This is a genomic window from Microbacterium sp. NPDC060117 (genome assembly GCF_042729315.1).
Taxonomy (GTDB): domain Bacteria; phylum Actinomycetota; class Actinomycetes; order Actinomycetales; family Microbacteriaceae; genus Microbacterium.
The window spans coordinates 714,864-727,908 of sequence record NZ_JBHWXR010000003.1; the positions used below are offsets into that span (position 1 = coordinate 714,864).

The 13,045-nt window shown below is 70.2% G+C and carries 9 protein-coding genes; 4 read left to right on the top strand and 5 right to left on the bottom strand.

The features are described from left to right. The first annotated feature begins 34 nt into the window (after positions 1–34). Entirely contained in the window at positions 35–1,141 is a 1,107-nt protein-coding gene (locus ACFWCK_RS15055) for a hypothetical protein (RefSeq protein WP_378806633.1), read from the top strand. 222 nt (positions 1,142–1,363) lie between these two features. On the opposite strand, the gene ACFWCK_RS15060 is transcribed toward ACFWCK_RS15055, so the two are convergent. Further along, complete coding sequence (locus tag ACFWCK_RS15060) at positions 1,364–2,806, bottom strand: CCA tRNA nucleotidyltransferase (protein WP_378806635.1); 1,443 nt, start codon at positions 2,804–2,806, stop codon at positions 1,364–1,366. A gap of 130 nt (positions 2,807–2,936) precedes the next feature. Further along, complete coding sequence (locus ACFWCK_RS15065; protein WP_378806636.1) at positions 2,937–3,248, bottom strand: hypothetical protein; 312 nt, start codon at positions 3,246–3,248, stop codon at positions 2,937–2,939. Positions 3,249–3,312: 64 nt separating this feature from the next. Here ACFWCK_RS15065 and ACFWCK_RS15070 point away from each other — a divergent pair, with 64 nt between their 5' ends. Further along, positions 3,313–5,178 (top strand): alkaline phosphatase family protein, encoded by a 1,866-nt coding sequence (locus ACFWCK_RS15070; protein ID WP_378806637.1) that lies wholly within the window; start codon positions 3,313–3,315, stop codon positions 5,176–5,178. Positions 5,179–5,251: 73 nt separating this feature from the next. Here the strand turns inward: ACFWCK_RS15070 and ACFWCK_RS15075 are convergent, their stop codons facing one another. The 3 genes from ACFWCK_RS15075 to ACFWCK_RS15085 are packed head-to-tail and all read right to left on the bottom strand — an operon-like array spanning position 5,252 to position 8,825. Then, on the bottom strand, positions 5,252–6,169 hold the full coding sequence (locus ACFWCK_RS15075) for an alpha/beta hydrolase (protein ID WP_378806639.1): 918 nt from the start codon (positions 6,167–6,169) through the stop codon (positions 5,252–5,254). A gap of 22 nt (positions 6,170–6,191) precedes the next feature. Beyond that, entirely contained in the window at positions 6,192–7,247 is a 1,056-nt protein-coding gene (locus ACFWCK_RS15080) for an LLM class flavin-dependent oxidoreductase (protein WP_378806640.1), read from the bottom strand. Positions 7,248–7,286: 39 nt separating this feature from the next. Then, complete coding sequence (locus ACFWCK_RS15085) at positions 7,287–8,825, bottom strand: methyltransferase (protein WP_378806641.1); 1,539 nt, start codon at positions 8,823–8,825, stop codon at positions 7,287–7,289. Positions 8,826–9,190: 365 nt separating this feature from the next. On the opposite strand from ACFWCK_RS15085, the gene ACFWCK_RS15090 reads away from it, so the two are divergent. Together ACFWCK_RS15090 and murJ are read left to right on the top strand one after the other, a co-directional pair. Continuing rightward, on the top strand, positions 9,191–11,395 hold the full coding sequence (locus ACFWCK_RS15090) for a DUF6049 family protein (protein ID WP_378806643.1): 2,205 nt from the start codon (positions 9,191–9,193) through the stop codon (positions 11,393–11,395). Beyond that, positions 11,388–13,004 carry a murein biosynthesis integral membrane protein MurJ gene (gene murJ, locus ACFWCK_RS15095; protein ID WP_378806644.1) on the top strand — a complete coding sequence of 539 codons (1,617 nt, stop codon included), beginning with the start codon at positions 11,388–11,390 and terminating at the stop codon, positions 13,002–13,004. The genes ACFWCK_RS15090 and murJ overlap by 8 nt, the downstream gene beginning before the upstream one ends. Positions 13,005–13,045 lie beyond the last annotated feature (41 nt).

Genomic DNA, 13,045 nt, shown 5'->3' on the forward strand with positions numbered 1-13,045 from the left:
ACCCGACCGGCATCCTCACCGAAGGAGCTCAGCGATGAACGACACGACCCTCACCGCCACCGAGCGGATCCACACGTTCGCCGATGCCGTGCGCGCGGAACTCGCCGATCTGCCCGCGGAGGAGGTCGACGACCTCGTCGAGGGTCTCGTGGGAGACCTCACCGATCAGGCCGCAGATCACGACGGCGCGATCGACCTGGGCGATCCGGTCGCGTACGCCGAAGAGCTGCGCGCCGCAGCGGGACTGCCTGCACGGGGTCCGGTCGTGGACACGAAGACGCCGTGGCGCGTGCGCCTCGCCGCCGCGGGAGCACGCGTGGCCGAGCGGATCCGGTCCTCGGCGTTCGGCGCCTGGCTGCTGGATCTGCTGATCGCGCTGCGGCCCGTGTGGTGGGTGCTGCGCGGGCTGGTACTGGCCGCGCTCGTCCTCCTCCCCGCAGGCCTCGGTCCCCGAACCCTCACCGGATACTCCGGCATGCCAGCCCAGGTGTACACCTGGGCGCTGGTCGTCCTGTTCGCGCTCATCAGCGTGCAGTGGGGACGTGGACGCTGGCTCCCCAAGAACTGGCTGCGGCACATCCGGGTCGTCGCGAGCATCATCGCGCTCCTCGCGATGCCCGCCCTCTTCGGGTACTTCACCACGATCCTCGTCAACTCGACCAGCGTGCGCGACTTCTCGTACGAGGCCCCACGCGGCCTCCTCCTGGACGGTGCCCAGATCGGCAACCTGTTCGTCTACGACCGGGACGGGAACCCCATCACCGGTGCGCAGCTCTACACCGACAAGGGGACCCCGGTGAACCTGTACGGATCCGACAGCGCTGATCTCAGCAACGGCGTCAATGGACCCTGGCAGTCCGCCGACATGGTCACCGTGCCGTTCCGCGACAGCCAGGGCCGCCCGATCTGGAACATCTATCCGCTGCATGTCGCGCAGTACGATCCCTCGGGCGCCGCTGACACCATCGGGGACTACGTGGATGCGAAGCCGCCGTTCCTGCGAGCTCCCGCTCGGATGATCGCGATACCCGAACCTTCGCCCGGGGCGACGAGCCCCGCGACGCCCGGCACGGAATCCCCGGCCCCGCGGCCGTCCGACGTCGTGCCGAGTCCGTCTCCGACCCCCACCCCGGCGGGCTGAGCCGTGGCCGAGCCGCGCATCGTCTCGATCGACCTCACCCACCTCGTGGAGGCCGCCCTGCACGGCCACGGCGGTGGGAGTCCGACCGGCCCGAACTCCGTCGATCCCGCGCAACAGCGTCAAGCCCCGTCGGAGGCACCGCAAATCGACTGAGCTTCGCACCGGTGCGGAGTGGACGACGTGACCGCATGGAGGGTCAGTCGGCCGGACGCGCAAAGAGCCTCAGTCCCGCGCAGCCCACCAGTCGCGCAGGCGCTTCTCGGCGGCCTCGGGGCCGATGACCCCTTCGTCGAGGCGCAGCTCGAGCAGGAACCGGTACGCCTCGCCGACCTCGCGGCCCGGGGAGATACCGAGGATCCGCTGCACGTCGTTGCCGTCGAGTTCCGGGCGGATCGCGTCGATCTCCTCCTGCTCGCGGAGGGCCGTGATCCGTGCCTCGATGTCGTCGTAGGCCGCGGCGAGACGGGAGGCCTTGCGTCTGTTGCGCGTGGTGACGTCGGCACGGGTGAGGATGTGCAGCCGTTCCAGCTGGTCCCCCGCGTCGCGCACGTAGCGCCGCACCGCCGAATCGGTCCAGGCACCCTCGGCGTAGCCGAAGAAGCGCAGGTGCAGCTCGATGAGCTTCGCCACCGCGTCGGTCGATTCCTTGTCGAATCGCAGCGCCTGCATGCGCTTGCGCGCCAGACGGGAACCCACGACGTCGTGGTGATGGAAGCTCACCGCTCCCCCGGGCTCGAGCCTGCGTGTGCTGGGCTTGCCGATGTCGTGCAGCAGCACGGCGAGTCGCAGCACGGCATCGGCCGGCTCGCCGGGGTGGCGGGCGTGCTCGAGCGCGATCGCCTGCTCCAGCGCCGTGAGCGAGTGCTCGTAGACGTCCTTGTGGTGATGGTGCTCGTCGACCTCCAGTCTGAGCGCGCTCACCTCGGGCAGGAACTCGTCGACGAGCCCGGTGTCGACGAGGACGCGGATGCCGCGCACCGGGTCGTCGGACTGCAGCAGGCGGATCAGCTCCGCCTGCACGCGCTCCGGGCTCACCATGCTCAGCGTCGACCGCAACTCGCCCATCGCGGCGAGCGTGCCGTCCTCGATGCCGAAGCCGAGCTGGGCGCTGAACCGGGCCGCACGGAGCATGCGCAGCGGGTCGTCGCCGAAGCTCACCTCGGGGGCGGTGGGGGTGCGCAGCAGGCCCGCGAGCAGGTCCTCGACTCCCCCAGTCGGATCCACGAGCCGCTGCTGCGGGACGAGGAACGCCATGGCGTTGACCGTGAAGTCACGGCGCACGAGGTCGCCGTCGATGTCGTCACCGAACGACACGACGGGCTTGCGCGTGACGCCGTCATAGGCATCGGCGCGGTAGGTGGTGATCTCGACCTGCTCGGAAGGACCGCCGGGCGAGGGCACCTTGGCGCCGATCGTTCCGAACTCACGGCCGATGTCCCACTGCGTGGTCGAGATGGGCTTCACGATGCGGAGGATGTCGTCCGGGCGGGCGTTCGTGGTGAAGTCGAGGTCGTGCGTGGGCCTGCCGAGCAGCGCATCGCGCACGGGGCCGCCGACCACGGCGAGGTCGAAACCGGCGTCGGCGAACGCCGTGGCCAGGGTCCGCACGACCGGATTCTCAGCGAGGGCGCCCAGGCGCGCGAGGGAATCGGCCATGTTGAGCATGGTCTCCAGGGTACCGGGGTGGGCTCGGCCGATGCCGAGCAGGCGGATCCGCTCGTTCAGGAACCGGCGCTGCGACCGGTCGAAGGGCAGGCCCTGCCGCGCACGCGGATCCGGTCGCGAGCGGCCGTCCTCAGAAGGTCGGGCCGGTGGATCCCGGGAACGTCGTGCCGCCCACGTCGCGGATCGCCTGCTGCTGGGCCTGCATCTGCCGGATGATCATGGTGCTGAGCACCAGCGCTCCGAGGAGTGCGACCGCGATCATGATCCACATGCCGAGGTCGGGGTCGACGAGCTTGAGCACGTAGACCACGACGACGGCGCCGACCAGCACTGCGCCCTCGATGCACGCGAACGCCACGAACATGCGGGCACGCCTGCGGGCGAACTCCTCGGTGATCCGGCGCACCTGCGCCTCGGTCGAGTAGTCTGCGGGACCGGTCATGCTCCGACCCTATCGGGACGCCGGACGCGATCCGGGGGCGGCGTCCCGTCAGTAGGATCGCGGCATGGTCAGACGCAAGAGCTCCCCTGCCCCCGGCGACGGATCATCCCACCCGGCCGACGGTTCCGCTGACGCGCGGGAGAATGCGGGCGGCCTGCCGGAGAACGGCGGGGACGGCGCGGACGGCACCGACGACGGAGTGCTCGAGGGGCGCTCCCGGTCCCGCCGCGACTTCCTGCGCATCGGCGGCCTGACCGCTGCGGGGGCGGTCGTCGGCGGCGGCGCAGGCGCTGCGGCCGGCTACGCCCTCGGCCAGCGCAACGGCTTCGAGGAGGCGCTGGAGGACTACGGCGCGCTCGCACCGCGGCACGCACCGGGGTTCGACCACATCGTGGTGGTCATGGGCGAGAACCGATCCTTCGACAACCTGCTCGGCTACCTCTATACGAAGGAGAACCTGCCCGAGGGAAAGGACTTCGAGGGCCTCGACTTCGGCGAGTACTACAACGAGCTCGACGGCGTCCGCTACGACGCCCATGTCTACGAGGGTCCGACCGACCAGATCATGACCTGGCCGGATCCGGATCCGGGCGAGATGTATCCGCACGTCAACACCCAGCTGTACAACGTGATCAACCCGGCCGAGAACGCCGACCTGTACGACGGCGGCTTCCAGGCCCCGTACAACCACCCCGAGGACGGCCAGGAGCCGACCATGAGCGGCTTCGTCACCGACTACCAGGTGAACCTGATGCGCCTGAAGCACGGCAAGGAGCCCAGCGAGGACGAGCGCAAGCGCATCATGGGCTCCTTCTCGCCCGAGATGCTGCCGACCGTCTCGACCCTCGCGCGCGAGTTCGCCGTGTTCGACCACTGGTTCTGCGCGGTGCCGTCGCAGACCTTCTGCAACCGCACGTTCTTCAACGCATCGACCTCGCACGGCTTCGTCACGAACCACGAGGGCGGCGATTACGACAAGTGGCTGAACGCGCCGAAGTCTCCGACGATCTTCAACCGTCTCGAGGAGGCAGGCCTGACGTGGAAGGTCTACTTCGACGAGCTGCAGATGGTCTCCTTCACCGGTGTGCTGCACGCACCGGTGCTGGAGAAGTTCTGGCGCACCGAGCACTTCGGCACCATGGACGACTTCTACGCGGACGTCGAGCACGGCGAGCTGCCCGCCTACTCCTTCATCGAACCGCGCATGATCTACAACCACAACGACTTCCACCCGCCGTTCGGGGCGCGTCGGCAGAGCGATGTGGACGGATCCGACGTCATCAACAGCGCGTTCTCGGACGTGCGCGCCGGTGATGACCTCGTGCACGACATCTACGATGCGATCCGCACGAGCAGGTCCACGAAGGGATCCAACGCGATCAACACGCTGCTGCTGATCACGTTCGACGAGCACGGCGGCACGTACGACCACGTCGTGCCCCCGAAGGCCACGCCGCCGGACAACTCCGGCACGGGCGAGATGGGCTTCGAGTTCGACCGCCTCGGCTGCCGGGTGCCCGCGATCGCCGTGTCCGCGTACACCCGCAAGGGCACCATCGTGAACGACCAGATGCATCACGGATCCGTGATCGCGACGCTCACCCGCCTGCACGGCCTGAAGCCGCTCACCCGCCGGGACGCGACCGCCAACGATCTGTTCCAGATCATCAACCTGGACAAGCCCCGCCACCCCGCGGACTGGCCCGTGACGACCTCTCTGTACACGCCGCCGAATCCGGAGGCGAAGGCACCGCACCCCGCGCACGCCCACGCCGGAAAGCCGCTGACCCCGCCTGCCCAGGGGCTGCTGGGTCTGCTGCTCGCGCGCTACGGACTGCCGGAGGACCAGGAGCCGCAGACGTTCATGGACGCGTACAACCTGCTGCACAAGCACGGCAAGGGCCTGTTCGGCGCCCCCGAGGAGGACTGAGGTCGACCGGTCAGCCGGTGCAACGGGAACGCGGCAGGCAACCCGCATCTCCGGCGTTCCGGATCCGCCCGGATCAGGCCTCCTGCATGACGGCGCGTTCCCCGAGACGCTCGGCCAGGAAGACGGCGGCGCGATCGAGGGCGCGATCGGCCGCGGCGAGCCTTCCCACCGCCGTCTGATAGTTGTGCGGAGCCCGCGCAGCCGACTCCAGGGTCACGTCGACGTCGGCGTGGGCGGCGTTCACGGCGAGACGGAGCGCATCGTCGTGCAGCAGCTCTCTGCTGCCCACCTGGATCAGCAGCGGCGGGAGCCCGCTCAGATCAGCGAAGACGGGGCTCGCCAGCGGTGAGCGGGCCGCACGGACGGTGTCGTCCTCCGGGAGGTAGCGGCGCACGGACGCCGCGATGTCGGCCGGGCGGAACAGCGGATCGTCCCCGTCACGCCCGCGGAACGATGCGCCGCTCAGGGTGAGGTCGGTGTGCGGGGAGAAGACGGCCGCCGCGACCGGCATCTCGAGCCCGGCCTCTCGCGCGGCGATGAGCGTGGCCACCGCGAGTCCGCCTCCCGCCGAGTCGCCGGCGATGAGCAGACGATCGGCACCGTGGCGCTCGACGAGGTCGGCGTACGCGGCGAGCGCGTCGTCCACCGCCGCGGGGAACCGGTTCTCCGGGCCCAGCCGGTACTCGAGCGAGTACGCCGTCGTGTCCGTGCGCACCGCGAGCCCCGCTGCCATTCCGACCCCGGTCTCCGCGGATCCGAGGACGTACCCGCCGCCGTGCAGATAGAGCAGGATCCCGTCCCCGGCGCCCTCCGGGCGCAGCTCGATCGCGGGCCGGCCTCCCAGCTGACGCCGGGCGGAGACGACCCCCGTCGGTGGCAGGACGGCGCCGCGCGCGAACGCGTCCCTCATGTCCTGCACGGTGGCGTCGGCCGGAAAGCGGTTCTGCGCGTAGCTCTCGGACAGCTGGTCGAACTCGACTCGCGTCTGCATGCTCCCGAATGTAGACGGAGGCTCAGACAGCGTCGCCCTGCACCGGACCCTCGGTGTTCGCCTTCCAGCCCAGCGACGGCGCCACGTGCTCGGCGAACGCCTGCAGCACGTGCAGGTTGTACTCGGGTCCGAGCTGGTTCGGGATCGTCAGCATGAGGGTGTCCGCCGCCATCACGGCCTCGTCCTGCTTCAGCTGCGCGATGAGCACATCGGGCTCAGCCGCATAGGTCTTGCCGAACGTCGAGCGGAAGCCGTCGATCACGCCGACCTGATCGCCGCTCTCCTCGCTGCGCAGCCCGAAGTAGGCGCGGTCCTGGTCGGTGATCAGCGGGAACACGCTGCGGCTCACCGACACGCGGGGCGCACCGCTGTGACCGGCCTCCTTGTAGGCGGCGCGGAACAGGTCGATCTGCTCCCGCTGCAGCTCGTGGAACGGTTGGCCCGTCGCCTCGGTGAGCAAAGTGGAGCTCATCAGGTTCAGGCCCTTGCGTCCGGTCTCCTCCGCGGTGGCGCGGGAACCCGCTCCCCACCAGATGTGGTCGCGCAGCGTCGGCGACTGCGGCTCGATCGCCAGGTACCGGCCTGCGCCCACCATGCGCGGGTCACCGGGTGCCACGCCGGCCCCGTCGATCACCTGCAGGAACAAGTCGAACTTCTCGCGGGCCATCACGCCGCCGCGCTCGGGATCCTCCTCGTCGTGGAAGCCGAACGTCTCGTAGCCGCGCAGCGCGGTCTCGGGTGAGCCGCGGCTGACGCCGAGGGCGATGCGCCCGTCGGCGATCCAGTCGAGCGCCGCTGCCTCCTCGGCGAACTGGAACGGATTCTCGTACCGCATGTCGATGACGCCGGTACCGACCTCGATGCGCCTCGTGCGCGCGGCCATCGCGCTCAGCAGCGGCATGGGCGACGCCGCCTGGCGGGCCCAGTGGTGCACGCGCACGTACGCGCCGTTGACGCCGATCTCGTCGGCGCCCTCGGCGATTTCGATCGTCTGGCGCAGCATGTCGCCGGCCGTGCGGGTCGTCGACCCCGGCACATCGCCGTAGTGCCCGAACGAGAGGAATCCGAAAGCCTTCATGATTCATTCAAACGCATGGATCCGGACATGCATTCCCTTTCAGTGCTCGGCGGGGATCAGGAAGCCGTCGGTCACGAGCACGCGCAGGCGCGGCTCGAGGTCGGCCCAGAGGTCGGCGAGAGGAACCTCGAACAGGTCGGCGAGCGCGGACACGATCTGGACGACGGTGAGGTCGCCGTCGCACGCGCCGACGAAGCCGGCGAGCGCGGGGTCGACCGAAACCGTGCGCCCGAATCCCCCGCCCTGGCGCAGTTCGATCACGCTCGGCGCCTCCTGGCCCGGCAGGTGATGGCGCGCCTCGGTCACGTCGGGCGCGACGAGCAGCACCGCCGGGACGCCGTCGGCGAGTGCATCGTGCCCGGCCAGCCCGTCGCGGAACGCCCGGCCGGCACTCGTCACCGGCTGGGTGAGCGTCTCGAAGCGGCGCAGCGGGTTCGCCGGCGCGCCGGAGTCCACCCCGGCAGGTCGGCGGATCAGCACGTATCCGAATCCGATCTCGGTCACGCCGCGGGCGGCGAAGTCGGCGAGCCACGCGTCCAGCAGCGGTTCGAATGCGGCGTCACGCGGCGTCGTGCCGCCGTCGCGGATCCACAGCTCCGCATAGCCGAGCGGCGACAGCGTCTCGCGCTGCACGACCCAGGCGTCCAGGTCGGGGGCGATCCAGGACTCCAGACGACGGAGGCCTAGCAACGATCCGATCGACTCCCAGTTGCCGAGCAGCTGCGCGGAGCCGCCGGGCACGAGATGCGCGGGCGCCTGCGCCACGAACGCCTCGACGAGCGCGTCGCCCACGAGTCCACCGTCGCGGTACTCGTACTCGGGGACGTCGGCACCGCGCGGCGTGATCACGAACGGCGGGTTCGACACGATGAGCCCGAAGCTCTCGTCCGCGACCGGCTCGAACATGCTGCCCTGACGGAACTCGATGTTGTGCACGCCCGCGAGCATGGCGTTCAACTCGGCGTAGGCGAGGGCTCGCGCCGAGATGTCGGTGGCGACGACGGATCCGGCGTGCCGGGAGACGAGCAGCGCCTGTATTCCGCATCCCGTGCCGAGGTCGAGCGCACGCTCGACCTCGAGCGGCATGACGAGCGAAGCGAGGGTGCGCGAGGCACCGCCGACGCCGAGCACATGGTCGGGCGGCAGTGCGCCGCCCCCGTCCATGTGGTGCAGGGCCAGTTCGTCGAGGTCGCTGGCGATCCACCACTCGCCGACCCCGTCCGCGTCGGCGAAGGACTGCGGACGGATCAGAGCAGCCGGCACCACGACGCCGTCATCGCGGTAGCCGAGCCCCAGGGTCTCGAGCCCGTCGACGCCGGTGCGCGCGAGCGCCGCTGCGACATCGGCCTCCGGCTGCGGCATGCCCAGCACGAACAGGCGGCCGAGCGTGGCCAGGGCATCGGTGCGCCCCTCGATGGCCGCGAGCAGCGGCGAGCGGACGCCCCGGGCGAGGGCGTCGTCGGCCTCCGCACCCCACGCGGTCCGCAACGGCTCGGAGCGCAGGTCGGCGGCGTCGAGGTCGGCGGCGAGCGCCGCGCAGAGCACGGAATCGGGGCGGGGCAGGAGGTGTCGGACCACGGCGCCAGCCTACGCGGGGGCTGCGCGGTCTCCCCGAAATCGCGGGTGGTCGGGGAGGTCGGCCGACCTCCCCCCGGGATCGTTGAGCGAGGACGCCGCAGGCGACCGAGCGCCGTACTGAGCGAGCGCAGTGAGTCGAAGTGACGAAACGCCGTTTCGCAGGGGAACCCCGTTTCGTCTCCCTCCTCGCTGCGCTCGCTCGCTCAACGCCCCCGCACTGCCGACCTGCTGGCACGGGCCCGCTCAACGACGCCGAAAAGCGGAAGCGGGGTCGCACCCTGCCCGCCTCCAGGGATCGGCCCTGCGCGCCGCCTAGAATCTCAGGGCCAGCACTGAATGCGCCGCGTGCGCCCGACGGATCCCCGATGACTGCGACCCAGACCGAATCAGCACCCCTGCGCCTCCGCCTGCGCCGCGCCGCCGGGGCCTTCGCCGTCGCGGTGGGTCTGGTGCTCCCGCTGGCCGCGCTGTCCCCCGCCGCGGCGGCGGAGACGCCCACCCCGAGCCCGACGCAGACCCCGCAGCATGCGGGTGTTCAGCTCTCACTGCAGCCGGACGGGAACGGCACCTACGCATCAGGGTCACCGCTGACCACGACGCTCACGCTCCGCAACGACGCCACCACCGGTCTCGGCGCGGGCACCGTGCACCTGGAACTGGGGCGCACCGCGCTCGGTGATCGTCGTGCCGCGGGCGCCTGGCTGGACGGATCCGGCGACGCACCCGCACTCAGCCCGATCGGCGACGTGCGCACCACGGTGCTGGACGCGGAGGGCACCTCGCGCACCCAGATCGTGGTCCCCGCGGGCGACGTCGGCGCGCTCGCACCGGGGGTCTACCCGCTGCAGGCGCGGTTCGAGGCGACCCCGCCGGCCGCCGACGCACCGGCTCCGACCCCCGCGCGCAGCGCGCTGGTGGTCGCGCAGGGGGCGCCGGCCACGGTCGTCACGGTCGTACCCATCACGGCGACCCCCGCCGGCGATCTCCTGAGCCCCGCGGAGCTGACCGCCCTCACCGCACCCGCCGGCGCGCTCACCGCGCAGTTGAACGGCGTCGCCGGCACTCCCGCCGTGCTCGCCGTCGATCCGTCCATCCCGGCCGCGATCCGCGTTCTCGGTGCGGGCGCGCCCGCCACGGCGACCGCCTGGCTGGCCCGGCTCGAGGCGCTGCCCAACGAGCGCTTCACCCTGCAGTTCGGCGACGCGGATGCCACGGCCCAGGCCGCGGCCGGGCTGAGCTCGCCGCTCACCGTCGACGACTTCGAGCCGTTCCTGAACCCGGCCGGCAAGACCCCGACGACCCCCTCTCCGACGCCGACATCGACATCGACATCGACCCCCTCCCAGAACCCTGCCGCACCCGACGCGATCGCGGGGGCCCGTACCGACATCCTGTGGCCGCGCGGCCAGGTCACCGCCGGGCAGGTGGCGACGATGTCGCATTACGGCCCTGCGGGCGCCGGAACCGTGCCGATCCTGCCCTCCACATCCTTCACCGCGGGTGCGCAGGACGCGCCGGTCTCCTCGCGCGGCGTCGTGGGAGGCACGTCCGTGCTCGTCAGCGACGAGGCCGTGTCCGAGGCGCTGAGTGCGGCGGCCGGCCAGTCCGACGCGGCAGCGCGCGGCGACGCGCTGACCGAGGCGAACGCCATGCTCTGGTTCGATGCTCCGGGGTCCACGGTGCTCGCCGGGCTCTCCCGCACCGGAGCGCGGTCGCAGGAGGCACTGTCCAGCGCGATCACCGCGTTCAGCGGCGGCCAGGACGGGCGGCTGGATCGCGTGCTGTCCAGCCCTCCCGCCGACCTCGCGATGGCGACGGAGTCGGCCGAGGATCGCGCCGCCGCCGTGACCGTCCTGAACGAGGACGCGGGCCGCCTGGCCCAGTTCGCCACGATCCTGGTGCGTCCCGCAGACCTCACCGTGCGCGAGCGCATCTCGATGCTGCGCCTGCTCGGCGTGGGAGTGCACACGACCGCCGACGACTTCGCCGCAGCCCTCGGCACGCATCGCACCGCGACACAGAAGACGCTGAATGCCGTCGGGATCCAGCCGTCCAACCCGATCCTGATCAGTCCGAAGGTCGACGTGCCCGTGTGGGTGCGCAATGACCTCCCCTATCCGGTGCGCGTAAGGCTCAACGTCTCCTCCAGCGACAGCCGCATCGACGTGCCCGCGACGACCGACGTCGAGGCGCAGCCCTCGAGCACGACGCGGGTCCGCCTGCCGCTCGAGTCGCACGTGGCCAACACCGAACTCACCCTCACCATGACTCTGACCAGTCCGACCGGCGTCGCGATCGGGCCGGCGCAGACCGCGCGGCTCACGATCCGTGCCGAGTGGGAGACCATCGGCCTCATCGTGTTCGGAAGCCTGGGCGTGCTGCTCATCGGCGCGGGCATCTTCCGCACCGTCCGCCGCCGCAGGGCCGCCGCGGAGAAGCATGCCGCAGACGGCATGGAGGCATCCGACGGCGGCGCGGATGGGCATCAGCCGGAGACTCCCAAGGACGAGGACTCCCTGACGGAGGGGAAGTCCGGATCCCCTTCGGTCGACAAGGAGACGAATGAGTAGCCTCGGCCGAGCCAGCGCCCTGCTGGCGGCGGGCACGATGGTGTCCCGCATCACCGGCCTGCTGCGCACCATCGTGCTGGTCGGCGTGATCGGCGCCAACCGAGCTCCGGCAGCCGATGCCTTCAACGTCGCCAACCAGCTGCCGAACGATGTCTATTCGATCATCTCCGTGGGCGTGCTCACCGCCGTCATCGTGCCGCAGATCGTTCAGGCGACGACTCACTCAGACCGCGGCAACGCGTTCATCTCAAAGCTGTTCACCCTTGGGACGGTCGTGCTGCTGATCACAACGGCAATCGCGATGCTCTGCGCACCGTGGCTGGTGTGGATCACCATGGGAACCGCGCCCGCCGAGCAGCAGGCACTCGCCATCGCGTTGTCCTACTGGTGTCTGCCCCAGATCTTCTTCTACGGTATTTATTCGCTTGTCGGGGAGACGTTGAACGCCCGGCGCATCTTCGGCCCGTTCACCTGGGCTCCAGTCGCCAACAACATCGTGTCCATCGCCGGCTTCCTCGCCATCGGTGCCATGTTCGGTTCCCCGCTCGCAGAGGTGCACCAATGGACGCCCGATCGGATCGCCTGGTTGGGCGCCACCGTCACGGGCGCGATCGCAGTCCAGGCCGCGATGCTCTTCGCGTTCTGGCCCCGGACCGGTTTGAACCTGCGCCCGGATTTCGGTTGGCGCGGGGTCGGCCTCGGCAATGTCGGGCGCATGGCCGGCTGGACGCTGCTCATGGCCCTGATGAGTCTTACAGCCGGCATCCTTCAGAACCGCGTCGCGATCGACGCGTCGGGCGACGGTCCTTCCGTCGCGGTCATGAGTTACGCCTGGCTCGTCTTCATGCTCCCGTATTCGGTCATCGTGATGTCGATCGGCACGCCATACTTCACGCAGCTGAGCGAGCATGCGCATGCCGGGGACGATGACGAAGTACGCAGCGACATCGCACGATCCATTCGCACTCTCGGCTTCTTCCTGATGGGTGCACTTGCTGCAGTCGTTGCTGCGGTGATCCCGGCATCTCGCGTCTTCACCGTCGCACGCGATGACGCGCCCGCGACCGCTCTGGTGCTGCTCGCCTACCTCGTCGCGCTCATTCCGCTCGGCGTTCTCTTCATCGTGCAGCGCACGTTCTATGCGTATGGGGATACGCGCACGCCCTTCTTGTTCACGCTTGTCCAGTGCACACTCATCGTCTCCACGACGTTCGGCGCGAGCGCCCTCGTCGCAGGTCACATCATCGCGATCGAACACCTCGCCGCGGCTATCGCGCTGGGACAATCGATCTCCAGCATCGTCCAGACGATTCTCGCCACGTGGCTCCTGCATCGTCGACTCGGAGGCATCGGCACAATGACGTGGGTCTTGGCCATCGGCCGCTTCGCACTCGCCGCCGTCCCTGCCGGAGCCGCAGGCTGGGGCGTATTCCTTCTCCTCGGCGGGGCTCAAGGGTGGACCACCTCCAACCAGCTCACCGGAGCGATCGCCGCCGCGATCATCGCGATCCCCGTGCTGATCGTCTATATCGGCATCCTCGCCCTCCTGCGCGCCCCCGAACTCGACGCGCTGAAGAGCGTCGCCCGCCGGCTCCTCCCTTCGAGGTGAGCGCCGCGCGCCTCCCGGATCGATCTGCCATCATGACGCGC

Excerpts from the sequence above, each read along its gene's own strand:
- ACFWCK_RS15055 (WP_378806633.1), top strand. The coding sequence starts at position 35 with ATGAACGACACGACCCTCACCGCCACCGAGCGGATCCACACGTTCGCC.
- ACFWCK_RS15060 (WP_378806635.1), bottom strand. The coding sequence starts at position 2,806 with ATGCTCAACATGGCCGATTCCCTCGCGCGCCTGGGCGCCCTCGCTGAG.
- ACFWCK_RS15065 (WP_378806636.1), bottom strand. The coding sequence starts at position 3,248 with ATGACCGGTCCCGCAGACTACTCGACCGAGGCGCAGGTGCGCCGGATC.
- ACFWCK_RS15070 (WP_378806637.1), top strand. The coding sequence starts at position 3,313 with ATGGTCAGACGCAAGAGCTCCCCTGCCCCCGGCGACGGATCATCCCAC.
- ACFWCK_RS15075 (WP_378806639.1), bottom strand. The coding sequence starts at position 6,169 with ATGCAGACGCGAGTCGAGTTCGACCAGCTGTCCGAGAGCTACGCGCAG.
- ACFWCK_RS15080 (WP_378806640.1), bottom strand. The coding sequence starts at position 7,247 with ATGAAGGCTTTCGGATTCCTCTCGTTCGGGCACTACGGCGATGTGCCG.
- ACFWCK_RS15090 (WP_378806643.1), top strand. The coding sequence starts at position 9,191 with ATGACTGCGACCCAGACCGAATCAGCACCCCTGCGCCTCCGCCTGCGC.
- murJ (WP_378806644.1), top strand. The coding sequence starts at position 11,388 with ATGAGTAGCCTCGGCCGAGCCAGCGCCCTGCTGGCGGCGGGCACGATG.